Source organism: Collinsella sp. LCP21S3_A3, from assembly GCF_052118905.1.
In the GTDB taxonomy this organism is placed as follows: domain Bacteria; phylum Actinomycetota; class Coriobacteriia; order Coriobacteriales; family Coriobacteriaceae; genus Collinsella.
Genome location: NZ_JBQKGH010000013.1, coordinates 1 through 25726, shown reverse-complemented (window position 1 = coordinate 25726; position 25726 = coordinate 1). Strand labels below are relative to the sequence as shown.

At 57.1% G+C, this 25726-nt stretch carries 11 protein-coding genes and 2 tRNA genes; 12 read left to right on the top strand and 1 reads right to left on the bottom strand.

Going from position 1 to position 25726, the window contains the following annotated elements:
• Window positions 1-49: 49 nt before the first annotated feature.
• Entirely contained in the window at window positions 50-907 is an 858-nt protein-coding gene (locus ACTQ0H_RS07235) for a MurR/RpiR family transcriptional regulator (protein WP_427717331.1), read from the bottom strand.
• Window positions 908-1178: 271 nt separating this feature from the next.
• On the opposite strand from ACTQ0H_RS07235, the gene ACTQ0H_RS07230 reads away from it, so the two are divergent.
• From ACTQ0H_RS07230 to ACTQ0H_RS07175, 12 genes are all read left to right on the top strand, one after another.
• Window positions 1179-3188 carry a fructose-specific PTS transporter subunit EIIC gene (locus ACTQ0H_RS07230; RefSeq protein WP_441048795.1) on the top strand — a complete coding sequence of 670 codons (2010 nt, stop codon included), beginning with the start codon at window positions 1179-1181 and terminating at the stop codon, window positions 3186-3188.
• A 505-nt stretch (window positions 3189-3693) separates the two neighbouring features.
• A complete protein-coding gene (locus tag ACTQ0H_RS07225; RefSeq protein ID WP_022094575.1) occupies window positions 3694-3957 on the top strand; it encodes an HPr family phosphocarrier protein in 264 nt (87 codons plus the stop codon).
• Window positions 3958-4090: 133 nt separating this feature from the next.
• Window positions 4091-5794 carry a phosphoenolpyruvate--protein phosphotransferase gene (gene ptsP, locus ACTQ0H_RS07220; protein ID WP_427728175.1) on the top strand — a complete coding sequence of 568 codons (1704 nt, stop codon included), beginning with the start codon at window positions 4091-4093 and terminating at the stop codon, window positions 5792-5794.
• A 74-nt stretch (window positions 5795-5868) separates the two neighbouring features.
• Window positions 5869-6801, top strand: coding sequence for a 1-phosphofructokinase family hexose kinase (locus ACTQ0H_RS07215; RefSeq protein ID WP_154515554.1), 933 nt, complete (start codon window positions 5869-5871; stop codon window positions 6799-6801).
• 227 nt (window positions 6802-7028) lie between these two features.
• On the top strand, window positions 7029-7961 hold the full coding sequence (locus ACTQ0H_RS07210) for a 1-phosphofructokinase family hexose kinase (RefSeq protein WP_441538568.1): 933 nt from the start codon (window positions 7029-7031) through the stop codon (window positions 7959-7961).
• A 192-nt stretch (window positions 7962-8153) separates the two neighbouring features.
• Window positions 8154-9548, top strand: coding sequence for a CCA tRNA nucleotidyltransferase (locus ACTQ0H_RS07205; protein WP_441538570.1), 1395 nt, complete (start codon window positions 8154-8156; stop codon window positions 9546-9548).
• 225 nt (window positions 9549-9773) lie between these two features.
• Window positions 9774-9850 (top strand) — tRNA-Glu (locus ACTQ0H_RS07200).
• A gap of 22 nt (window positions 9851-9872) precedes the next feature.
• Window positions 9873-9949, top strand: a tRNA-Glu gene (locus tag ACTQ0H_RS07195).
• A gap of 151 nt (window positions 9950-10100) precedes the next feature.
• Entirely contained in the window at window positions 10101-11393 is a 1293-nt protein-coding gene (locus ACTQ0H_RS07190; RefSeq protein ID WP_441538572.1) for a lysylphosphatidylglycerol synthase transmembrane domain-containing protein, read from the top strand.
• 136 nt (window positions 11394-11529) lie between these two features.
• Window positions 11530-12138, top strand: coding sequence for a TetR/AcrR family transcriptional regulator (locus ACTQ0H_RS07185; RefSeq protein ID WP_441083359.1), 609 nt, complete (start codon window positions 11530-11532; stop codon window positions 12136-12138).
• Between the two features lie 31 nt (window positions 12139-12169).
• The gene (locus ACTQ0H_RS07180; protein ID WP_441538575.1) at window positions 12170-13765 is read left to right on the top strand and encodes a sensor domain-containing diguanylate cyclase; all 1596 of its coding nucleotides are present in this window, start codon (window positions 12170-12172) and stop codon (window positions 13763-13765) included.
• 245 nt (window positions 13766-14010) lie between these two features.
• Window positions 14011-25482, top strand: coding sequence for a SpaA isopeptide-forming pilin-related protein (locus ACTQ0H_RS07175; protein WP_441548016.1), 11472 nt, complete (start codon window positions 14011-14013; stop codon window positions 25480-25482).
• Window positions 25483-25726 lie beyond the last annotated feature (244 nt).

The window sequence follows — 25726 nt, the reverse complement described above, 5'->3', positions numbered from 1 at the left end:
AGATGGGCCGGTTTCGTGGCGAGTGGCGTTTGTCGGCTCGCCAAAATTTCTATTCCACGACCTTATCCGGCTGGATAAGCTCCTCGTAGTAGCTAATGTGCTCTCGGGCGTCCTCGATTTCGGGCAGCAGGAAGTTGTAGATAACCTCGATGATCATCGTGGCGCTGATCTTGGAGAACGCAAAGTCGCCCGTGGTGAGCAGCGCCTCGTGGTTCACGGTATTAAAGGTGTAGTCGGCTAGGCGAGCAAGCGGAGACTTGCTGTCGCTGCTGATGACGACTACGGTGGCACCACAGCCTCGAGCCGCTTTTGCCATGCGATTCAGTCGACGCGACTTGCCAGAGTTCGAGATCAGCACGATAACGTCGCCGGGGCGCAACGTGAGCGCAAAGCCGATTGATGTCTCGCTGATGGTGCTTGACATACAGCGAAGGCCCAGTTGCGAAAACTTAAACGTCGCGTCAAGCGCAACGGCGTTGGTATTACCTACGGCTGCAAACTCGATAGCCCCTGCGTTCTTAAACGCGTGCACGACGGCTGCCAGTGTATCGTGATCAATGCCATCGATGGTCGCATTGAGTTCACTGACCTTTGCGGCGAGGATGTTTTTGAGGCTCTGCTCCATATTATCGAGCGAGACCTCGTCTGTCAGGCCCTCGTTGCGCTGGCTCTCCAGGTCGCGCGCCAGCGAAAACTGAAAGCTGCGAAAGCTTCCAAAGCCCAGCTTGCGGCAGAAGCGCGAGACGGTGGCCTCGGAGGTTGCGGCGGCGCGCGAGAGTTGCGCGGCTGTTAGGAGCGGTGCCTCGGACTGGTGCTCTAGGATATAGTCGACAATGCGTTGCTCGGACTCGCTGTATCCCTTGTGCGTGCTAATAAGGGAGAGTGCGCTCTTGCTGCTATAGGACATGGATGACTCCTGGTTGGCATTAAAACCTGTCTTGTTGTGTGCCGCTCTAGTATACGGGGATTTCAATTACAAGATACACCTTGCTGTTTCAATAGTTGATGGTAAACTTTCATCGACCGTTTACGGTTGTGAAAGAACCTTTCACCGGAGAAATAGGCTGGATTGCTTCTCATATAAGCGGTGGCTTGGTATCTTTCAGGAGTGGAAAAACGCGCACCGTAGCGCGTGTAGGGGAGCGCCCGCGGGCGCAGTACTCAAGAAGGAGGGACACATGGCTAAGTTTGACATCATCGCCGCCACCGGTTGCCCGACCGGCATCGCGCACACCTTCATGGCGAAGGAGGCGCTGGAGAAGGCAGCTGCCGAGCGCGGTCTGACCATTAAGGTCGAGACTCATGGCCAGGTCGGTGTCGAGAACGAACTCACGAAGGGTGAGATCGCCGGTGCCAAGGCTGTCGTCGTCGCAGCCGATAAGGATGTCCAGGCGGAGCGTTTCGCCGGTAAGCCCATGGTTTCCGTCGGTGTTTCCAAGGCCCTGTCCGTCGAGGCTGCCGGCAAGCTGATCGACCGTGCTCTCGCCGCCAAGGGCGACGACACGGTTGCGGCTGCTGCCGATGTCGAGGATGAGGTCGAGGAGAAGGAGTCCATCGGTCACATCATCTATAAGCACCTCATGAACGGCGTCAGCCACATGCTGGTCTTCGTCGTTGCCGGTGGTGTTCTGACCGCCGTTTCGTTCCTGTGGGGCATCACGTCCTTCGACTCGACGGCTGCCGACTACAACAGCTTTGCCGCTATGCTCAAGATCATCGGCGGCATCGCCATGAACCTCATGGTTCCCGTGCTTTCCGCCTATATCGCCGAGTCCATCGGCAAGCGCCCGGCGCTCGTTCCCGGCTTTGTTGCCGGTATGATCGCCATCCAGGGCCTGCCCGTTAATGCCGAGACCGGCATGATCGATGCCGGCGGTGCCGGCGTGGGCTTTGGCTTCCTGGGCGGCATCGTCGGCGGCTTCCTCTCTGGCTATGTCATCCTGCTGCTCGAGAAGGTTTTTGCCAAGCTGCCCAAGAACCTGGACGGCCTCAAGGCTATCTTCCTGTACCCGCTGTTCTCGACCGCCATCGTCGGCCTGGTCATGCTCGGCATCTCCGGCCCCATGGCTGCCATTAACACCGCCATGATGGACTTCCTCAAGGGTCTGTCTGCCTCTGGCGCTGTTGTCCTGGGTCTTGCCATTGGCTGCATGTGCGCCTTTGATATGGGCGGCCCGGTCAACAAGGCTGCTTACGTCACCGGTACCGCTATGCTCACCGAGGCCCTGGCTGCCGGTGTCGGCACCGACACTTATAACTTCGGTACCAACTTCATGGCTGCCGTCTCCGCCGCCTGCATCGTTCCGCCGCTGATCACCACCTTTGCCGTTATCGTCGGCAAGAAGTACTTCAGCCAGGAGGATCATGACGCCGGTATCGTCAACCTCATCCTTGGTTGCACCCACATCACCGAGGGCGCCATTCCGTTCATGACCAAGAACATCTGGCCCGTCATGCCCATCATGATGCTCGGTTCCTCCATCGCCTCGATCCTGACCATTATGTTCAACGTCCACGATCCGGCGCCTCACGGTGGTTTCCTGGTCCTGCCCGTTGTCGAGAACGGTCCGCTGTGGGTCCTCGCGATCCTCATCGGCGCCGTGGTCGGTGGCATCCTGTTCGTTGCTTTCAAGAAGTATGACTTCGAGAAGAATCAGAAGGCCGCTCCCGCCGCTGCCGCTAAGCCGGTCGAGGCTCCCAAGGCCGCTGCCGTCGAGGCCCCCAAGGCTGAGGCTTCCGACTTCGTGAAGGTCGAGAACGTTTTTGTCGCCGAGGATTTTGCTTCTCGTGACGAGGCCCTGAGCTTTGTCTCCAACCAGGCTGTCAAGGCCGGTATCGCTGACGACGCCGACGCCGTAATGAACGCCTTCCTGGCCCGCGAGGCCGAGGGCACCACGGGCATGATGGAGGGCTTCGCTATTCCGCATGCCAAGTCTGATGCCATTACCGAGGCCGCCGTCATCGTCGTCAAGGACGACTCTGGCGTGACCGGTTGGGACACCATGGACGGCGCTCCCGTCAACGTGGCTATTGCCCTGCTCATCCCCGGTGCCCAGGCCGGCACCACGCACCTCAAGATCCTGTCCAAGGTCGCCGAGGCGCTCATGGACGAGGGCTTCCGTGCCACCGTTAAGGGTTCTACCGACGCTGCCGAGATCGCTAAGACGATCAACGCCCGTCTGGTCTAATCCCGCAGCTTGCGAATAACATCGCCCCCTGTATATAAGGCGGAGACTCCATCAGGGGTCCCCGCCTTTTTCAAGTAACCCGGTACTGAGGGACGTTTCCTTTCTGCCGACAGTTAGGGATACTCCTCAGTTCACAAGAGGGCATAGATAGCCCCATCAACCAGATCAACCAGGCGAACAAATTATCAGCCAAAATTTCGTTCGCACGATATTGCTCTGGACCGACTGAGTTTCCGCAGCTCGTCTGCCGGGCGGGGCGGTTAAGTTTGTCGCGAGTTCCGCACGCAAAGGAAAGCACTTAATGTGCTTTCCGTCTTGCGCAGGACTGTAGAGCAGCAAACTTAACCGCCCCGCCCGGCAGACGAGCGTGCAGGAACGACATCTGTCCAACAATTCGTGCGAAACATAATGAAAAACCGTTTGATGTGAGTTAATATAATCCACGTCGTGAATATGGCTCCTGTCGCATTGCTGATAGGGGTTAAACACAAAAAAGGAGTCAATTATGGTTTCTGAGAAGGCTACCCTCGTTAATCCTCAGGGTCTTCACATGCGTCCGGCTGGCCTCTTCGCCTCCACCATGGGCAAGTACGCCTGCGACGTGACGGTCGTCACCCCCGAGAAGGAGGTCAACGGCAAGTCCCCGATGGCCCTCATGGCTGCCGGCATCCCCTGCGGTACCGAGGTCGAGGTCAAGTGCGACGGCGCTGACGAGGCCGAGGCTCTGGCTGCTGCCATCGAGCTCATCAAGAGCGGTCTTGGCGAGTAGAACTCAAACGGGTCGCATGTTGAACAACTAAGTTCATATTTGGGGGCGCAGTGACCTGTTTAAAGGGAACTGCGCTCTTTTGTCATGGATATGGCAAAACGCTTTATCACATGACACGGAGAGAGGAATAGGAATGTATCAGGGAGTCAACGCTTCCGAGGGCATCGGTATCGGCACCGTCATGGTTGCCGTCGAACCCGACTTGACGTTTGAGCCGCACGAGGTTGCTGATTCGGCAGCAGAGAAGGAGCGCTATCAGACCGCCCTTTCGGTCTTCTGCGAGAAGACCCAGGCTCAGGCCGACCACATGAAGGAGACGGTGGGCGAGGCCGAGGCCGAAATCATGAGCGGACACATCGTCCTGGCTCAGGACCCGGGCATGACCGACGCCATCAACGCCGCCATTGACGGCGGCACCTGCGCCGAGCAGGCGCTCATGGACACCTCGACCATGTTTGAGAACATGTTCCTGTCCATGGACGATGAGATGTTCCGCCTGCGCGCGGCAGACATCGCCGACATCCGCACCGGTATTCTGGCCGAGCTTTTGGGCAAGGAGGTCGTCGATCTCTCCGTCCTGCCCGAAAACACTGTCGTTGTCGTGCACGACCTTACGCCGTCCATGACCGCCACGATCGATAAGGCTCACGTTGCCGGTATCGTCACCGAGACCGGTGGCCGCACGTCGCACTCCGCGATCATCGCCCGCGCCCTCGAGATTCCGGCTGTCCTTTCGGTTGCCAACAGCTGCACCGCGCTGCGCAACGGCATGACCGTTGTCGTCGACGGTGGCAAGGGTATCGTCGAGGCCGATCCCGACGAGGAGACGCTTGCCGCCTACACCGCCAAGGCCGAGGCTTTCGCTGCCGAGAAGGCAGCCCTCGAGGCTTTCCGTGGCAAGCCGTCCGTGACTGCCGATGGCATCAAGAAGATCATTGCCTGCAACATCGGTAACCCCGATGACGTGCCCAACGCGCTCGATCACGATGCCGAGGCCATTGGCCTGTTCCGCTCCGAGTTCCTGTTCATGGATTCCGCCGAGCTTCCTTCCGAGGAGGAGCAGTTCAACGCCTATCGTAAGGTTGCCAGCGCGCTCAATGGCGCTCCGGTCATCATCCGCACGCTCGACGTGGGTGGCGACAAAGAGATCCCGTACCTGCACATGGTCAAGGAAGAGAACCCCTTCATGGGCTTCCGTGCCGTGCGTTACTGCCTGGCCAACCCCGACCAGTACAAGGTACAGCTCCGCGCTCTGCTGCGCGCCAGCGCCTTCGGTGATGTCAAGATCATGATCCCGCTCGTCACTTGCGTCGAGGAGGTCTTGGCCGTTAAGGAGCTCGTCGAGGAGTGCAAGTCCGAGCTGACCGAAGAGGGCCGCAAGTTTAACGAGAACATCGAGGTCGGCATTATGGTCGAGACGCCTGCCGCATCGCTGATCGCTGACCGCCTGGCCGAGGTCGCCGACTTCTTCTCGATCGGCACCAACGACCTGATCGGCTACACCATGTGTGCCGACCGTGGTAACGACACCATTTCTAACCTGTACCAGGTGTACTATCCCGCCGTGCTTCGCTCGCTCAAGAACATCATCGAGAGCGGCGTCAAGGCTGGCATCATGGTCGGTATGTGCGGCGAGGCCGCTGCCGATCCGCTGCTTGAGCCGCTGCTGATCAGCTGGGGCCTCGAGGAGTTCTCGATGAGCGCTCCGTCTATCCTTCGCGCCCGCAAGACCATCAGCCAGTGGACCAAGGCCGAGTGCGACGACCTCGCCGAGAAGGCGCTCGCCTGCAACACTGCCGAAGAGGTCAAGGCGCTGCTTGAGGCTGCCGCTCGCTAATTTGGTATCAGAGGTAACCGCGTGGTTGGAATGGGCTGGCCGCGCGGCCCTCAAATATACAGGGGGTACTGTAAATGTTCTACACGCTAACCGCTAACCCGGCTGTCGACATGACGGTTTCGAGCTCTCCGCTCGAGCCCGACGAGAACGTCCGCACCGGCTCGGCCAGCTACACGGCTAACGGCAAGGGCCTCGACGTGTCCTTCGCCTTTAAGAAGATGGGCGTCGACACCGTCGCGCTCGGCTTCTTCGCCGGCTTCACGGGCAAGTTCATCGTCGAGGAGGTCATGAACCTGGGTTGCCTGTGCCGCCCGGTTTGGACCGACGGCATCACGCGTATCAACACCTATGTCAACGATGGCCAGCACGAGTACGGCATCCTTAACCCCGGCGCCCCGATTACGCCGGAGCACCAGAAGGAGCTCTACAACATCCTGGACACCGCGGGCGATCTTGAGTGCCTGATCGTCTCCGGCTCCGTGCCTCCCAAAGCTACGCCCGACTTCCTGGCTCAGGTCATGGATCACGCTCAGGCTCGTGGCGCCGACGTCGTCCTGGACCTGTCTTCCGACAAGCTCAAGGAGCTCGCTCACAAGAAGCCGCTGCTCATCAAGCCGAACCATCACGAGATGAAGGCCATCTTTGGCGTGCCGGTCGACACCGACGACGAGGTCCGCGTTGCTATGAAGATGGCTCACGATGCCGGCGTCCAGAACGTGCTGCTCACCCGTGGTAGCCGCGGCGACGCTTACTTCTCCAACGGCGAGGACATCTGGTACGCTAAGCGTGAGTTCAACATCAAGCTGGTTTCTTCCGTCTGCGCCGGCGACTGCACGCTCGCTGCGTTCCTGCACAAGTGGTACAGGGATCGCGACAACGTCGAGGAGGCCATGAAGCTCGCTATGGCCACCGGCGCCAATGTTGCCGAGTCCGTGGGCATCGGCGACTTCGGTCACGTCGATGAGTATAGTAAGCGCGTTGCTGTCCGCAAGCTCGATCGCAAGTAAGCGAAACGCTACATATTCTTGACTATATGGCGCCCCGGTTTAGGCTGGGGCGCTTATTTGTAAATTGCAAATGAGCTTCAGGGCAACCATTCCTGATATTTTTGCCCCGCCTTGCTGCTTTTCTGTCGACCTGCACGCGTTCTACACCGTTCGCCGAGTTGCTATGGTCTTTTCACAAGGTGTGGAATATACTTTCATTATCACGTTGCTTTGTGAAAGGAATATTCATGATTTACACGCTCACTGCAAATCCCGCCATTGATTACAACATTTCCTGCGACGGACTTTCCGCCAACACCGTCACCCGCACGCGCAACGCGGTCTATACGCCCAATGGCAAGGGTCTCAACGTCTCGTTCACCCTCGATCACTACGGTGTCGACACCACGATCCTGGGCTTTTTTGCCGGCTTCTCAGGCGAGTATATCGTCAAGGGCGCCGAGGCCCTGGGTGTGCCCGTCAAGCCCGTGTGGACTGACGGCATCACGCGCGTCAACGTTTTCCTCAACGCCGGTCCCGATACCGAGTACAACATGGTCAATGCAGGCGCTGCCATCAATGCTGCCAACGAGCAGGAGATGTTTGAGCTCATCGAATCGCTCGACGACATGACCTGCCTGGTCATTAGCGGCTCGCTGCCCCCCAACACCTCCGAGGGTTTCCTGGCCGAGGTTCTTCGCCGTGTTAAGGCAAAGGGTGCCGAGTTCGTGCTCGATATTTCGAGCCATCAGCTGGCCGATCTCATTGCCATGGAGCCGTTGCTCATTAAGCCCAACGACGACGAGCTGCTCGACATCTTTGGCATTAAGGTGAGCGGTGGCGACGACGAGTCCGTTAAGGGCGCTATGGCTGAGCTGCACGCCAAGGGCGCAAAGAATGTGCTGCTGACCCTTGGTGGCGACGGCGCGTACTTCTCCAACGGCGAGCACATTTGGTTTGCCAAGCGCACCTTTGAGGTCAAGCTGCTCTCGACGGTCTGCGCCGGCGATTCCTCTCTTGCCGCCTTCCTGTCCGTGTGGCATGATGCCCCCGAGTGCGTCGAGGACGCCCTGCGCCTCTCGATGGCAACTGGTGCCAACGTGGTCGAGTGCCCTGGTTTGGGCGATTTTGCCAAGGTGGACGAATATAAGAAGCACATCGACGTTCGCCAGGTCTGCTAACCGTTTAGACACATCGTTGCCGAACACCCGCTTTGGATCTCCGAGGCGGGTGTTTTTATCTGTTGGCCGCATGGGCTCTGCTGTCTCGTTCGCGCGAATCGACGATGTGATTTCATGTGCGCTCACGCTTGTTTCTTGCTAGACTGCTTGAGAACCATCGTTTAACGCTTGCAAGCGTAGGAGGCCATAGGTATGTGTAATGTTTCGCTCAACGGTACGCAGCCCACAGATGCCTCCCTGCGTGTGCTACGTGCGCTTGAGGACGCCGGTCTCGAGGCCTGGTTCGTAGGCGGTTGGGTGCGTGACGCCCTGATGGGACGCCCCAGCCACGATGTTGACATGTGCTGTAGCGGCCTGTGGCAAGAGTCCAAGGCGGCGCTCGAGGCAGCCGGCATTGCGGTAGTTGAGTCGGGCATAAAATTTGGCGGCATTACCGCCCTTTGTGACGATGAGCGTATTGAGGTCACGACGTATCGCCTGGACGGTTTTTACACCGATGGTCGCCATCCCCAGAGTGTAGAGCGTGCGGCGTCGCTTGAGGACGATCTGGCACGTCGTGACTTTACCGTTAACGCCATGGCTTGGCATCCCCAGCGCGGTCTTGTCGACCGTTATGATGGCCAGGGCGACCTGGAGCGTAAGCTGATTCGTGCCGTCGGAGATCCCAAGCGTCGCTTTAACGAGGATGCGCTTCGCATGCTGCGCGCCGTGCGTTTTGCCTGCCGTCTGGATTTTATGATCGAGCCTAAGACCAAACAGGCGCTTGCCGAGTGCTCGCCGCTGCTCGATGTCGTGGCACGCGAACGCGTGGGCATTGAGCTCGAGGGGATTCTATCGACCGGTCACGGGGGAGACGCGATGCTACGCTACCCCGAGCTTGTTTGCGCCGCCGTGCCCGAGCTTTCGCCGGCTCGTGGGTTTGACCAGCGCAGCGTCTACCACGCCTTTAATGTCTACGAACATATCGCTCGCGTTTTGACGGTAGCGGGGGAGCTGGCGCTGTGTGACGGCGTGGCGCCTTCGTCGAGCTTAATGTGGGCAGCGTTTTTGCACGATGTCTCCAAGCCCGATTGCTTTACGGTCGATCATGCGGGCAGCGGCCACTTTTACGGTCATCCTGAGCTTGGTGCCAAGAAAGCTCGCGCTATTATGGATCGCTTGGCGCTTTCGCACGATTTGGTTCGCGACGTGTGTCTGCTTATCAGGTATCACGATAAGCCGTTGCGCCCCGAGCGCTCCTGTTTGCTCAATATGATGCGCTCGCTTTCGGGTGAGGGCGTCGACACGCCGCGTTTGATTGACGAGCTTATGGACCTTAAGCGTGCCGATACGCTGGGTAAGGCACCGTCGTGCTTCTATTACGTCGAGACGATCGAGGAGATGCGTTCGCTCGCCCACGAACTGTTGGAAGCGGGGGAGCCCTATACGCTTAAGATGCTTGGCATCAACGGAGGGGACCTGATTCGCGCCGGCGTCAAACCGGGGCCTGAGCTGGGACAGCTTCTCAACGTCGCCCTCGACGCCGTGATCGAGAATAACGTTCCCAATACCCGCGAAGCCCTTCTGGCCCACCTCAACCTGGGGTAGCTCTTTTGGGACGGGGCTTTTTTAGCTACCCCGCTGTCAATAGGACGAACAATAGTGATTCTGGCAGGGGTAGCTAAAAAAGCCCCGTCCCAAAAGAGCTACCAGGTTGACCTGTGTATTCCATAACCTCACGACAAAATTTGGCCAATTTGGAATTTCTTCTTGCGCTCGCGTTTTTTGTCCCGTAATATATGTCCTCGCAGCACGGCAGTGCAGGTGTCATGTGGCCCGTTCGTCTAGCGGTTTAGGACGCCGCCCTCTCAAGGCGGAGATCACCAGTTCGAATCTGGTACGGGCTACCACTTCTTTTCTGCTGAGGCTTATGGCCCGTTCGTCTAGCGGTTTAGGACGCCGCCCTCTCAAGGCGGAGATCACCAGTTCGAATCTGGTACGGGCTACCAAGTATTGGATACCCGACCTTCTTTTCGAAGGGCGGGTTTTTTATTACCTGCGGGCTTGTCTGTTAATCCCATTTGCCCCATAGCTTTACGTTTTGCTTATCTCCCAGACGGGTACAATAGGCCAGATACATTGACGGTCAGAAGGAGCCTCATGACGGAGTCCTCTCAGCATACCCCAAAGCCTCAAGTCGATGTTTCGGGCGGCGATGACAACAAGAGCGCACGTCGTGGTGCCATCTTTATTGGCATTGTGCTGGCGGGCTATATCGTCTATTTGGTCGTGACCGGTCAGATGGGTCAGTTCTGGGCCGCCATGGCTAGCGTTCAGGCGCCGTGGCTCGCTGCCGCGTGCTTCTGCATGTTCCTATACTTGTTTTTTGGCATCGTGGCGTACGCGATTGCCGTATGGCTCGATCCCAATTCGCCTGTCGGCATCCGCGACCTCATTTCGGTCGAGGCGAGCGGCATCTTCTTTGGCAATCTGACGCCCATGATGATGGGCTCCACGCCTGCCCAGATTTATCGCCTGACCAAAGCCGGCCAAAATGTGGGCGAAGCGGGTGCCACGCAGTTCACCCGCTTTATCGTGTACCAGTTTGGTTTGGTGGCATGGGGTGCCATTCTGCTGCTCGCCCGCATGCCGTTTTTCGCCGAGCGCTATGGCGACATGACGCTGCTTTGCGTCTTTAGTTTTGGCGGCCACTGCTGCATTCTTCTCGGAATCTTTGCCGTGGCGTTGATGCCCAAGACCGTCACGCGCGTCGCACATTGTATTATCAATTGGCTCGAGCGCATGGGTGTTTCCGCTACTAAGATCGAGGGCTGGCGTACCTTTGTCGATGGCGAGATCTACTCGTTCTCCGAGAAATTCAAACTCTCTGCCGGCCATTTTTCGTCCATGCTGCTCACGGTCGTCATCACCATGTTGCAGCTGGCGTTTTTCTACCTGGTTCCGTATTTTTTGATGCTTGCCTTTGGTCAGTACGACGTTGACTTTTTCTCGGTCATGGCGGCGAGTGCTTTTGTACAGCTGTTGAGTTCCGCCGTCCCGCTGCCTGGCGGCACCGGTGGTGCCGAGGGCGGCTTCGCGCTGTTCCTGGGTCACTTTTTTGGCACGGCAGCGGCTGCCGGCTATCTGCTTTGGCGTTTGATTACCTTTATCGCGCCGACCATTTTGGCCGCCCCTCTTTTGGGCCTTAAGAGCGCTCATAACGAGAGTATCCATGCGCGCTGGGACCGTATGATGTGCAAGCTCGGGCGCACTCCTCAGAAGCCTTCTACGTCCGCTAAGGCACATCCAACCTCTCAGGTTACCGTGGACCCCAATCAGCATGCTCAAAAGACTGCTGTGGCCTCTAAACCGGCACGGAAGACCTATGTTCGTCAGACTGGCGACGGTATCCGCGTTTCCCCTGCGGCGCTCAATAAAAAGAAGCGGCCCTAGAGCCCAGTTGGTGAGTCGTGCGTTCTTAATGATGCTCGTCATCGCGATGTTAGATATAGGATAATCCTCTTACGTTGATTATCTCCCACTTGTACAGGAGCTATAGGTGGGCAGTTGACATGAAGGGGACACGTCTATGGCCACCACTAAACCGCGCCTTGACCGCCGCATCGTTCGCAGTCGCAATGCGATTCTTTCGGCATTCGAGCGACTGCTGATGGAAAAGCCCCTCGCCGATATTACGGTGAGCGCCATCGCGCGCGAGGCAAATGTCGACCGTAAGACCTTCTACGTGCACTTTGGCACGGTGGACGGCTTGCTCGATGCCATTGCCGTGGATGTGGTCGAGATGATTGTCGACTCAGTCGAGAAGACGCTTTCCTCTATGGGCGGTAACACCAACGAGCGAGCACTCGGAGCGGCGGCGACCTTCTTCAAAACCGTTAACGAGGCGCTGTGCAACAATTTGGTGCTCAATCGCCAGCTGATTGAAAACATTCCGCTCGACGACTTTATGGCTCGTCTTCGTGCGCCGCTCGAACATGAGATTGCCGAGCGCGGTCTGCTGCCCCAAGGTCTTAAGGACGAGATGTTCGATTACTACCTGGCGTTTTTGCTGTCCGGTATTATCGGTATCTATCGCACGTGGGCATTATCCGACGGCTCGGTTCCCATCGAGCGCGTCTCGGCGGTCGCCAACGACCTGACCCTGAACGGCCTTTCGAGCCTAGAGACCCGTTTGTAGTAGCAATAAAACAGAGATTGAAAAAATACGTATGAATAATATCGTTTCCTTGTTTATGTTTAGTCGTTGTGATTATGAGAAAGTAAAACAGAATGCATGGGAAGAAAACTGGAAAGCCATGCGGCTGTATTCTGTTGTGGCGCTTGTTGCCTTTGGAGTCATAACGCTGCTGAGTGCGGTTTCCCTGAGTATCGGAAATTATAAATGGGTGTATCTGGCCTATACGTTCCTTTCTTTGCTCTATTTTTGCATTTCTCGTTGTCAACTTAGAAGCTTCTTGGGGAAAGAGCTGGTTATATACAGCTTTTTTGCCGCGCTGCTGCTGTTCGGCATTATTACGGGAACGGTAATTACGCCGGAGGAGCTCACGGTCAACTACATTGTGTTCATGATGGTAGCGCCGCTGCTGTTTACCGCTAGAGCGGCGGTCATGAACGGGCTGATTCTGAGCAGCATGCTGCTCTATATCGGACTTGCTTTCTTTGCGCAGCATAACCCAATTTTATCCAAAAACCTCGTGAATGTTATTTTGTACGGGGTGCTGAGTATGTTTCTGACTGCCACGATGATGCGAAGCAAGCTCCAGAGAATTCTGTACCATAAGGAAATGGAAGCGTTGGAAGTCGGCAAGCGCGAATCGCAGGAACGACTCCTGAATTACGAGAGATTTCTCACGGACATGGTTCGGTATGCCGCTTCAGAAGCAACTCCGGACAAAGTACTGAATCAACTGGTGGAGTATATCGGACAGCGTGTGACCGCCGATCGAGCGTACATCTTTGAACAGAATGACCGCGGAACGTTTGACAACACCTACGAGTGGTGCAAAGCGGGCGTACCCAAAGAAAAAGATAACCTGCAGGATGTGCCGTATGAAGGCATCATTGAAACATGGTTTGCACAATATCAAGAATCCAACAATGCCATCATCCATGACATTGAAGAATGCAAAAAAACAAGCGAAGCCATCTATGAACGGCTGAAACCTCAGGGTGTCAATACCCTTGTGACAGGGCCAATCAAAATCAACGGCAAGATGGTCGGATTCTACGGTGTGGACAATCCTCCCAAAGAGAAACTGCATGAGATCTCGAATGAGATGGATATGATCGAGTTTATGGTCTCTTTTATGATAAGACTGCGCGATAATGCGAATGCACTGGAGCACAGTGCGTTATATGACCAGCTCACAGATTGTAAAAACAGAAAAGCACTGGATTGGGCGTACACAGAAAAGCTGGAGAAGTACTTTCCCCTGGCGGTTGTCATGTGCGACCTAAATGGCCTAAAGGAAATAAATGACCAAAAGGGACATGACGCCGGTGATAAAGCCATTGTGCAGACCGCACAGACGCTGAAATCTGTGTTCGGAAAGCGTCATGTGTATCGGCTTGGCGGAGATGAGTTCATTGCGGTTCTGCCAAACATCACACATCCGGCGTTTCAGAAACTACTGGAAACGGCAAAAAGCCAACTGGGGGCTACCGCGTCCCTCGGTACGACGATAAGCGGCACAAAGGACACGGATTTTGAGTCGCTTCTGAAAGCCGCAGATGCGCAAATGTATGAAAACAAGAAGCAATACTACATCTCGGCAGGGAATGATCGGAGAAGGCACAGCTTGTGAGAGGGAAAAGCTGCGCATATAAACGTAAAACTGCACGGTATTTCACGACTTTGACCGCACAGGGCAGCACGGTTCGTGATGTCGCTTTCAAGCAGATGGATGTTGCATTTAATCAGTCTGAAAATGCCCAGACGAGCATTTCGCCTGGGCAAGTAGTGCTCCGCCTTTCTTTAATCCTATTTTTCTCCGGTTGTTGTTTCGGTAAAATATGAGTTCTAGGACACTATTACCGAAAGTAGGTTGGGATGAGGCAGATTAAGCGTGCTGTGGCTTTTGCCCTCACCTTTATCATGTGCGTCGAGGCCCTTTTGGGTAACGGCGTTGCCAGCGCGGTTGCTCTTACGCTTGAGGACGCCCAGTCGTGGCAGGACATTGTCCAACCGTTTGCCGAGACCGATGCGGCGGAGGAGTCGGATGACAAGACCGGCTCGGACGCCGCATCGGGCGTCTCGTCGAGCGATAGTTCGGGTGAGGCTAGCGCGAGTGCTTCGAACGATGACAAGTCTGACTCAAACACTTCCAACAACACCACCGCCTCCAACGAGGACACTTCTGGCAACCAGGACGCCGTTGACGTGGTCCCGCGCGACTGGTCGCACGATGCCAGCGCGCTCACGGTATCCTCCGAGGGCCTTGCCTTTGACAAGCGCTTGGGAGAGCTTGCTGGAGCAGGCCCCATCGAGGAAATTCCTGTGCAGCTGCCTGCCTCGCTCAACATCAAGTGTGTTCTCAACACGGCGCTGCTTGAAGGCGACACCTTTACCGTCGATCTTCCCGCCGGGCTCACATTCGACCTCGATTCGGCCAAGCTCCAGGACCATGATGGCATCAAGCGCATTGCCCTCTATCGCTTGGACGCTGAGGGCAATACCACGCGCATCCGCCTTGGGTATGCACAGCTCACTGCCTCTAAGCTTACTGTGGCTTTCGCTACTCCGCATGACGAGCAGACCGATGCCGACCTTTCCTTTGAGGCTAAAGAGTCCTTTGCCGTCGATGCCGATGTACTGCTCGATTCCGCGCTCCTCAAAGACGAGGAGTCAACGCTTGACTGGGCGATACAGCAGACGCAGACCGAGGGCGTGCGTACTTGCGAGCTCACTATTCCCGCGCGCTCCCATGTTGAGGGGCTTCTTGGGATTGATAGGGCCGATGCTTCCTCAACGGTTGCCGTCACTGCGGCGGGCACCTTCCAGGATCCGGTTTCTGCGGTGACCCCTGTGGATTCTTACGGCAGCAAGATCACGTTCACCACGTTTTGGGCCGATAACAACAACGTCAACCGCCCGTCCGCGGAGGCTCTCCAGAATCGAAACGAATACCGTGTGTTCTATTCTCTTGATGGCGGTAAGACCTATGTGGCGCTCACCAAGGACGGAGATAACCTGTCCGATGAGGCGGCCGCGCAGCTCGGATTTACCCAGGAGACCCTCGATGCCGCCAAGACCGATGGCCACTTGGTAAGCGTTGCAGCGTCCACGGTCTCCGAATACGAGGCGTCCGTGGTACTCGCAGGCAAGCTTCCCGCCAAGGTCGTGACGCGAACGGACGACGGCACGGCGCAAGAACAGCCCATCACGTATGCAATTTCCCACGTGACGGCGGGCGGTGGGGCCGTGGAAGTCAAAACTGGCTCGACGCTCTATCCTAACTCCAACGCCGACCCTTCGCAGAGCTCTGAGTCTGGCGACTACATCGTGCCCGACTCCTCCATGCTGAGTGACCGTACGGACTATGTGGAGCCCTATGCCAAAGAATGTCTGATGATGCTCAAAAGCGTTAGCTTCAACGTCGATGTCCACATCGGCAACGATATGGTGGATCACAACCTTTCGGGCGATAATGGCTGGTATTCGAGATGGGGTAAGTACCTGACCCTTACGGCTGCGCGGCATATGGGTGCGTCTGACGACAAGGATGTAAGCAATATCAACGGGGACGGTCTTCTGCAGCTCATCGAACGCGAGCTCTTTAGTGTTACCTGGAATGACAATGCTTCCAACAACTATGTTATAAGCGGTCGCATGCCGGCCTACCATCCATCCGGCGTGTCGATGAAGTACCGCCTGATCCAGCAGACAATAGATAACTCCGGCACCTCCGGCTATCGCGATGCCTACGTGGTCTCCTACGACAACAAGGTTGTTCCCGACTATGCGAGCGATATCTCCGCGTGCTACAGCGGCGGTACTATGACGGTGCGCCATACGGGCACCACGCGGTTTGAGGCTACCAAGGTCTGGCTCGACGACTACGTGCCCGGTTCGACCGATTCCAATGGCAACGAGATTTCGCGCCCTGCGGCCACCTATACCCTGTGGCGCTATTCCGCAAGGCCCGGCAACGATGCGCGGAGCGCGGCGCAGGTGGTCGTGATGACGGGTGATCGCAAAGGCGAGTTCGTAAAGCTCGATGTCACGGCCGAGCAGAATAATGAGCTGGGCGCGAGCTACAACAGCGAAGACGGTTCCATCAACAACGCTACGATGGACCTTGGGAAGATGCTGCTCGATAAGTACGGCACCGATGGCTTCACGCAGTTTGCCAAGTACGATCCCGAGGGCTACCCCTATATCTACCAGCTCCGCGAGTCGACCCTCGCGGGTTATGAGCATGTGTTCGGCACGGTCGACAACGAGGGCAACACGTCGGGCGATCTCGGTCCCAACTATTTCAGTGCAAGCGATGCAAACACCGAGTATTTGCTTGATGGATGGATGCGCTCCGATTCCGACAACTTTGGCGTCTACAACGGCGGTACGCTCACCAATCGTCGTGCTGAGACCGAAACCGTTAGCGCCAAGAAGCGCTGGGATATCGGCGCCTTTCAAGATCAGCTCGGTACCGTCGAGGTGAGCTTTCAGCTCCAGCGCATCCTTAAAGAGCATGCTACATACAACAACGGACAGTGGTTCTCTAAGGAAGATCCCATGTATGGAGCTGATGGCTCGCTTATCGGCACCTATACCTGGAACGACGTCGCTGACGGTCGCGTCACGCTTAACGGCTGGAGCGCCGAGAATTCTGAGCAGTCCTTCTCGAAGAGCGGTCTGCCCCGATATGACGAGCTGGGCAACGAGTACGTTTACCGCTGGCAAGAGGTTGAGGTGCTGGACACGCAGGATCCTGACCGGTTCTCTGCCTTGCCTACCACACCGGACGGCCCGTTTGAGTTTTTTGGCACGTTTACTGATGCTAACGGCAACCAGAATCTCCTTTCCTTTAATGGCGAATATGATGCTAAAGAGAAATGCTTTGTCAACAGCTACGTGGATACAGTTGATGCGACCGTTGATAAGTATTGGCAGGCCCTTGATGCCGATGGCAATCCTATTTGGACACAGGATGCCAAACAATGTGGTAATGGCGTTGCTCCAAAGGTAACGGTCAAGGTAATCCGCAACGATTCGCTGCTTACAACGATTGAGCTGGACGGTCGCGTTGATCCCACGCCCAATTTTCAGACGATTCCTGGCTCTTCCTGGGAGCTTGGCTGGTGGGAGACGAGTCCTTGGCATGTTGAGTTTATCCGTCTACCCAAATATGACGACAACGGGTCTAAGTACGACTACCTCTTTCTTGAGGAATCGGTGGATGGCTTTAACCTAGACCATACGGTTCGCGGTATCGACCCCGAGTCTCGCAAAATCTATACCAAGTTTTATAACCGGCCCGTGATTGAAGGCAATGCCTCCAGTTCGAAATTTGCGGTCTCCAAGAAATGGCTTGATAGCGGCAACGCTGCCTCCCGCGTGCCTGTTGAGATTGGCCTGTATGCGAATCACGATATCTATTCTCACAGGGATAGACAGTTGGCCTATAGAGAGGGTGAACTGATTAATAAGGTCACTCTTAACGAAGAGAACTCTTGGTACGACGAATTAAATGTCCCAGTTGGCGGGCTTTCCAAGGATGACGTCTCTATCAGAGAGCTGTCTACGCTTAATAGCAGCGATACACCAGACGACCTAAGATATGAGGTCATCGATCGCGATACTGCTGTTCGCAGGGCTACAGACGGCTCTGCCGAGGAGATTGCGGCCTATGATTCGCTGCTTAGAAATTGGCCTGAGACGGATACCTCTACTCGCATGATCTCCAAGAACCTTTCGCAGGGCTTTTCGTATGAGGTTTCGTATGGGGAAAATCTCGATAAAAATTCTCTCGAGGTCACGAATCGCCGCGTTGGTTCGGTGGATATCTCTATCGATAAGACCTGGGCTGACGCTGGATCTGCTACGAGCAAGCGCCCCAAGGCTCAGATAACAATCTCTGCGCCCGCATCGAGCTCCGAGTTTAGGTTTGTCTATGACGGTAGCCGGGAGCTGTCCGTTAGGGTTGCCGGTAAAATCGACCAGCCTCTAAAGAAAAAAGATTCGGAGGGCAACTTTAGCCAGCTAACTGGGTCTGCTGAGGCCTCCGAAAACACTGATGTGATTGTTTCAGAGGATTCAAAGTCCATTACCTTTACGGTCGATGTGAACAAGGCCTCATCCTTCTTCTCCGTCGTGGGACTTCCTAAGTACGATCTTTCCGGCGCCATCGTTGATTGGAAGGTCGAGGAGAATATCGTCAATGCCGGTGACTATCGATCCGTCGGCGGACTTTCGAGCACAGACTTCGGTTCGCCCTGGCATCAGGAAGACCAGCTCAACTATTCGTTTACTAACAAGCGTACGGGCACCAAGGACGTGACGTTCCATACCAAGTGGTTTGACCACTACGTCAAGGACGTCCTCAACCAGCGCCCTGACGTTAAGCTGGTGCTGTATCGTGCGGCTTATACGTATGACGATAACGGCAATATCATTAAAGATGGCAATGGAAATCCCGTAATTACGCTCTCGTCGGTTTCTCCTTCCGAGTACGACGGCCACTTTGAGTGGGTGTCGTCCGACCCAGCCGATCGCCTGCGCAACGACACCAAGGGTGACTTTACCCAATACGCCACGTTCAAGAACCTTCCCAAGTACGACGGCAACGGCGGACAGTACGTCTATTACGCGCGTGTGGATATGAATGTCCTGGATGACACCAAGGGCGCGCTCGACTACTATGATGACGATACGGTTTCGAAGGATTCCTATACAAAGGACCCCGGCTCGTGGGATAAGGCAGATGACGAGGTTGGATCGTTTGCCGATTGCCTCCTTGCAGACAACGACCAGCAGCTCGTTTACCGTGAGGACTCGACGTTCAATTTCCATATCCACGGCTCGGTAACGGTCTCGGGTGAGAAGCTGTGGGAGAACGTCCCTGTCGGTTACTCCAAAGACGACCTGCCGGCGATTTCTATCTACGTGCAGCGCCGCCTGCTTGCGGGTTCGTACGGAGCTAACGGCAACTGGACCGATGGCGCTGCTTTGCCTTGGTCTGGCCTTGAACTGACTGTGGATGATACGCAGGCAAAGGGCTATACCGTGGCCAGCTCTAATACGGGTAAGACCGACTCTGGTCAGGAGATCCTTGACGGCAAGACTGCTGTGGCCTGGACAGACAGCCTTGAGAAAGACGGCAACAACTGGACGTTCAGCATCGGCCAGTACGGGGACAATTCCAATAGCAACGCTCTGCCGAGCGATAATAAGCTCGCGGCCTATGATGCCGAGGGACGTCGCATTGAGTACCGTGTGCGCGAGGTCATCGATGGCATTGTTGGTAAGGACGGTTGGCACCTCACGTCCGAAAGCGAACTCGAGAAGGCCTTTGACAAGGTCTACGATATTAGATATACGGACTTCTCGATCAGGAATACCTATAAGTCTAAGCAGAGCAAGCTCACGCTGTACAAGGTCTTTACGGGGCGTGCCGACGTTGACACCAAGTACCCCGACTCGACGTTTAGGCTGTACCGCTACTACGTCAAGGATGATGACTCCAAGAGCGCTCTGACCTTTGTGGCTGAGCAGACGCTCAAGGGCAAGGACGTCAATCATGCCACTGAGTCCGGTGCTGTCACGTTTGACAACCTCGACATCTACGCGCCCTCAGGTGCCAAGTGGCAATATGTTGCCGTTGAGGTTGTGCCCAACGGCTACACCGCCACGAGCGGCATGGGCGAGCTTGCCGCCGATGCTTCTGGTTTTAAGTCTTCGGATGAGTGGACGACCGCCAACGGCGTGTCGCTTCCAACGGACGTGACCGGTTCCCTCTCCATGGGCCCCACCGTTGAGCTTGCTGAGAACCCCTCCGCAGTGAGCGAGACGTTTAAGAATGCCTACGTGGTTGATTCGGTTGACCTAAAAGGCCAGAAGAAGTGGGTCGACAGCAATAATATCTTTGGCACGCGTCCAGAATCTATCAAGCTGACGCTTAAGCGCTGGTACCAGAGCGGTGGCCCCGATGAAGAGAACCCTGGCGGCGTCACGCTGCAAAGCAGCGATCCTTCTAGAGCTAACTACATCGAATGGGATAAATCCTCTGGAGACATCTGGACCTATACCATCAAAAACCTTGAGAAGTGGGCGCCCGACGGTACCGCTTGGAAGTATGAGGTCTCGGAATCGCCTGCTGACATGCCATACCAATACAAAATCAATGCCAAGAATAAAGGCGGATCGTGCCTTTCGACCGATCGTCCTAATTCCGAGGGCGTTCAGTTCCCGTTGATCCAGAATGAGTTGATGGGCCAAGTTGGGTTTAAAAAGAGCTGGAATCAGGTTGATGACGCTTGGGCACAGCGTCCTGCTCAGTACTACACGCTTCAGGCTCGCAAGCTTGGCTCCAGCGATGAATGGCAAGAGGCCGGCTCGTTCTTTGTCTCGTGTGGGATTGTCGAGGTCGATCTCGAGAAAGATACCAATTATGACAATACGGGCCTGATCGCCTATAAGCTTCCGGGCAGCAATCGATATACGGTCGATAAGCTCACCGCGGACGCTACAGATTCCACCACGTATGACTCAAACACTACTTGGACGAATCTTCCCTTGGAAGTCAAGACATCGAGCGGTGGGGTTAAGGTTGAGTACCGCGTGGTTGAGAGCCTGCTTATCTATGACAAGAAGGCAGGCAGCTCCAATACCGTCAAGGTCTACCTCGAGTGCGATAGGGACGGGAATTATTCAATTAAGAATTCCGCGGCGAGTGTCTACCTTCCCTCTCAGTCTGAAACCCATGAGCCAGGTAGCTCAAACTGGAAGTCAAATATCACGAATGTGTGTACAGTGGGAACCACTTCTGTTACGGTGCAAAAGACCTGGAATGACAGTGGCAACGCTTGGGTAACTCGTCCGGGCACGTCTTCTCCAAATGACTCCTGGGCTACGACGTTTGTCCTGCAGCGCTCTTCTGATGGCGGGCATACGTGGAAGTGGTTTACCAAGTACGGGTCCGTTGTCGACAATCCATTCGTTGAGAATCAAACTAACGGTTTTATTCTCAACGATAACCTGCTTACCCGAAATGTCAGTGTCGCAGATACCAATGTTTCCTTTGATAAGTTGCCTGCGCAAGGCGTTGGTGTGAACGGTCAGGCCGTTGAGTACCAATACCGCGCAGTGGAGCTGGTTAAGGGCAGCTATGAGGCCACGACTGTTTCGGCGGATGTTCTCGCTATAAGCGACGACCGCTCGATGCGTCTTGAGCTGGTGCCGGCCTCAGAAGAAGGGGTTCAGCGCTATGTGAACACGCTGGTGACGACCACAGTTACCGGTACTAAGACTTGGAATGACTGGGGCACGGGGCTTGCTTCGACGCTTGATCCTTCTACCTGCGGTATTAAGCTCAATTTGTATCGAAAGGTCGAGGGTGGCAGCGAGGAGCTTGTTAAGGTTGCCGATGCCACTGGCGCCCTGCGTGATGCTGCGCCCACGTGGAGCAAGAATGAAGATGGCACCTGGACCTACGAGTTTACGGGATTGCCCCAGACCGCCCAGAACGGCAAGGTGTATTCCTACAGCGTGAAAGAGGTCGACGGGTCCGTTGCCGGTTGGTATAACGCTCAGAATGATAAGGGCAACCTTACCAACGCTGCGACGCGCTTGACGTTTGACAAGGTCGAGGGCGGAAGCGGTACGGGCGTTGCCGCCGATACGAAGCTCAACGGCGTGACGTTTGAGATCTTCGATAACACTGGTCAGATGGTTGCCACGTGGTCGCGCGATGAGAATGGCGCTGTCTCCGTTACTGTGGAGGACGGTTATGGCAAGGCTGGCGCCGGCGAAAACGCTGGCTGGATCGTGGGTTTGCCGGCAGGGGAGTACAAGGTTCACGAGGCTGTGGTGCCCGCGGGCCATGTCGCCGTGGCGGACTTCACGGTCAAGATCGGCGTCGATGGCGTCGTGACGCACGAGGAGCCGCCCGAGGGCGTCGATGGCGTTGTGACGATCGAGGAGCCGCCCGAGGGCGTCGAGCGTCACGCCGCCAAGATCACGGTGGCCGACCCGCTCTACCGCTCCGCCTTCTCGCTGGAGAAGGTCTACAGGCACGGAGATTCCGAGCTGCCGGTCGCGGGCATGGCGTTCGACCTCTACTGCGGCACCTACCATGCCTCCTCCGTTGACGGCGGCGGTGTGAAGATCGCCGCGATCGTGACGGATGCCGATGGCAAGTGGAGTGCGGACGGCTCCGTCGAGTGGCTCAACCGCGATGACGCCTTTGGCGTGCTCGCCGGCTACTTTTTCAAGCAGTCCGACGGCCTGCCCGCGGGCGACTACTACCTGGTGGAGACGGGCGAGTCCGCGCTTACCAAGAAGCCCGGCGGGGTGAAAGAGTTCACGCTGGATGGCAGCGTTAGGGGAACGACGATGGCCGTCAAGGTCGAGAACCGTGAGTTCAACGCGGGGCTCGAGATTCATAAGCGGGATGCGCTCACGCATTCTGCGGTTAACAATGCCACGTTTGAGCTGCGCTACACGCCCTTGGGCTCTACCGATGTTGTGACTATTGGCGGGCTCAAGTCTGGCTATTCTTACGCGCTCGGTGCCGCGGGCACGAGCTGCCTGGCCCCTGTTCCCGCTACGCCGGGCGCGCTCAGGGTGACGGGCCTCAAGAAGGGTCAATATCAGCTTGTCGAGACTTCGCCGGCGGTTGGCTATGCTTCTGTCGGGGCCGCCGGCACGGTTGTGCGAGAGTTTGTCGTGGGCGAGGGCTCGGCCGGGCTTGCAAATGTTGTCCCCGACCCCGATGTCACCAACATGCCGCTGCTGGGCAGCGTGACGATGCATAAGGTGGACACTGACAGCAATGCGATCGCGGGCGCTCAATTTAAACTGCAGCGTTTGGCTGGCGGTGACTGGACCGATGTGGCAGACGGCCTCTATACGACCGACGCTGACGGGCGCATCACCGTGACGGGTCTCGCTTGGGGTACCTATCGCTTTGCCGAGGTCGCGCCTGCCGCAGGCTTCTACATGAGCGGCAGCGTCACCACCAAGAGCGTTACCGTCGGGGCCGATAACGTGGCTGGCTCCATCATTTCGCCCCTCGACTGCGGCACGGTGACCAACGAGAGGCTCGGCTTTGGGCTCATCAAGGTCAACTCCGCCCGCGAGCGCCTCTCGGGCGCGCGCTTTACGGTGACGGGCGAGTTCTCCGACGGCTCGGCCGCGCGCGTTCTCGTGACCGCCGCTGACGGCACGGCTTCGCTGCCCGATGGCCTGCTCGTGGCCGGGAAGACCTATACCGTGACGGAGACTGCGGCGCCCGAGGGCTACAAGATCGGCGACGGCTCTGCGGCAAGCGCGTCCTACCGCTTTACCGTCAAGGCTGACGGCACCTTTGCGGCTGACGGCACCTATACCAAAACCGTGTGGTCTGCGGCGGGCACGGGCACGCTTGAGCTCACCATGAAGGACACGGCCAATGTCGTCTCGCTCTCCAAGGCCGACGCGAGCTCGCGCGTGTTTGTTTCGGGTGCGACGTTTACCGTCACCGGGCGCTTCTCCGATAGCGCCGACGGCTCAAAGACCGTCAGCCCCGTGGACGGCGCCGTCGAGCTGCGCGGCCTCATCAACGGCGAGGTCTACCGCATCGAGGAGACCGTCGCCCCCGACGGCTACGTGCGCCTGGACGCTCCGCTCTGCGTGCGCTTTGACGAGCGCGGCGAGCGCCTTGTTGTGGTCGACGAGCGCGGCACGGCGCTCTCGCAGGCCCCCGAGGGCTGGGTCGTGACTGACGGTCGTGCGATCACTGCCAATGACCCGCTCTACCGCTCCGCCTTCTCGCTGGAGAAGGTCTACAGGCACGGTTCTTCCGAGCTGCCGGTCGCGGGCATGACGTTCGACCTCTACCGCGGCACCTACCATGCCTCCTCCGTTGACGGCGGCGGCGTGAAGATCGCCGCGATCGTGACGGCTGCCGACGGCAAGTGGAGTGCGGACGGCTCCGTCGAGTGGCTCAACCGCGATGGCGCCTTCGGCTCGCTCGCCGGCTACTTTGTCAGGCAGTCCGACGGCCTGCCCGCGGGCGACTACTACCTGGTGGAGACGGGCGAGTCCGCGCTCACCAAGAAGCCCGGCGCGGCCGGCGCGGTGACCGCGTTCACGCTGGGTGGCAGCGATAGGGGAGAGACGAAGTCCGTCAAGGTCGAGAACGATGAGTTCAACGCGGGGCTCGCCATTGAGAAACGCGATGCCGCGACCGGATCTCTGGTCAACGGTGCGGGCTTCGAGCTCGTCTATACGCCGCTTGGCAAGACTGACTCCGTGACGATCTCCGGGCTTAAGACCGGCTGTTCATATGTGCTCGACGCGACGGGCACGCAAGTGGCGGCGCATTCCTCAAATGCGGACGGCTGCCTTAAGGTGACGGGCCTCAAGAAGGGCGGCTATCGGCTGATCGAGACGGTTTCCGCAACCGGCTATGCGCCGGTTGCGCCGGGCGGCTCGCTCGTGAGCTCGTTCGATGTGCTCGATGCCGCCAATGGGGTCGGCAACGTGCTCGCCACGGCAGACGGCTCGGCTCCCGTCGTTACCAACGAGCCGCTGCTGGGTAGCGTGTCGATGCGCAAAGTCGACGAGGGCGGACAGCCCATTGCCGGCGCAACGTTTAAGCTGCAGCTCAAGAGCGGTTCGGACTGGGTCGATGTGGGCGATGGCCGCGCAACCGATACGGATGGCTCCATCGTGGTGACGGGTCTCGCGTGGGGCACCTATCGCTTTGTCGAAGTCGCCCCCGCGGCTGGCTATTACCTCGATCGCGAGGAAGTCGCTACAAACGAACTGACCGTTACGGCAGATAATGTGGCCGGTTCCATCGAGTTACCGCTCGACTGCGGCACAGTGACCAATACGGCTTTTGCCCTAAAGCTCCTCAAGCGTAATGGGTCCGGCGATGCGCTGCCCGGTGCGGTCTTTACTGTTGAAGGCCGGTTTGCCGACGGCTCATCTGTCGTTGAACTTACCAGCGGCGACGATGGCATCGCCTCGCTTGGCTCGGCCCAGCTCGTGGCCGGGGAGACCTATACCGTGACGGAGACTTCGGCGCCTGCCGGTTACATGATCGGCGACGGTACCGCCGCGAGCGCATCGTTCTCCTTCTCGGTTGCCGCAGACGGATCTTGGTCCGCTGTGAACGACTACAACCGCGACGTATGGTCCATGGGCGGCACGGGCTCCCTTGAGCTTGCTGTGACCGATAAGGCCCATAAGGTCTCGCGTTCCAAGGACGGCATGCCCGGCACGGGCGACAGTCTGTTTGCTGTCTCTGACGCACTCGCAACGCTTGGTCTCATGGCGCTTGCCATTGGCTTGCGTCGCACGCGTCGACGCAGCTAGGCGGTAATTAATTACGCCAAGGCGGGGCATACGGTTCATCACCGTATGCCCCGCCTTTCTTGTCTGATGCGTCATCCCGCGTTAGCAGCTGCTCTTCGCCGCTCGTATCGCTCTCGCCCATGATGGTGCCGCCGATCGCGTCGAAAATGTTGGTGTAAGGGTGACACCCTAGCGCTCGTTTAACGAAGAACGGCCTTCGTCCTAGAATCTGAAATCACCACAACAACAGGTTCTAGGAAAGGAC

Coding starts and splice junctions, on each gene's coding strand:
- ACTQ0H_RS07180 (WP_441538575.1), top strand. CDS start 12,170: ATGAATAATATCGTTTCCTTGTTTATGTTTAGTCGTTGTGATTATGAG.
- ACTQ0H_RS07185 (WP_441083359.1), top strand. CDS start 11,530: ATGGCCACCACTAAACCGCGCCTTGACCGCCGCATCGTTCGCAGTCGC.
- ACTQ0H_RS07225 (WP_022094575.1), top strand. CDS start 3,694: ATGGTTTCTGAGAAGGCTACCCTCGTTAATCCTCAGGGTCTTCACATG.
- ACTQ0H_RS07175 (WP_441548016.1), top strand. CDS start 14,011: ATGAGGCAGATTAAGCGTGCTGTGGCTTTTGCCCTCACCTTTATCATG.
- ACTQ0H_RS07215 (WP_154515554.1), top strand. CDS start 5,869: ATGTTCTACACGCTAACCGCTAACCCGGCTGTCGACATGACGGTTTCG.
- ACTQ0H_RS07230 (WP_441048795.1), top strand. CDS start 1,179: ATGGCTAAGTTTGACATCATCGCCGCCACCGGTTGCCCGACCGGCATC.
- ptsP (WP_427728175.1), top strand. CDS start 4,091: ATGTATCAGGGAGTCAACGCTTCCGAGGGCATCGGTATCGGCACCGTC.
- ACTQ0H_RS07205 (WP_441538570.1), top strand. CDS start 8,154: ATGTGTAATGTTTCGCTCAACGGTACGCAGCCCACAGATGCCTCCCTG.
- ACTQ0H_RS07190 (WP_441538572.1), top strand. CDS start 10,101: ATGACGGAGTCCTCTCAGCATACCCCAAAGCCTCAAGTCGATGTTTCG.
- ACTQ0H_RS07210 (WP_441538568.1), top strand. CDS start 7,029: ATGATTTACACGCTCACTGCAAATCCCGCCATTGATTACAACATTTCC.
- ACTQ0H_RS07235 (WP_427717331.1), bottom strand. CDS start 907: ATGTCCTATAGCAGCAAGAGCGCACTCTCCCTTATTAGCACGCACAAG.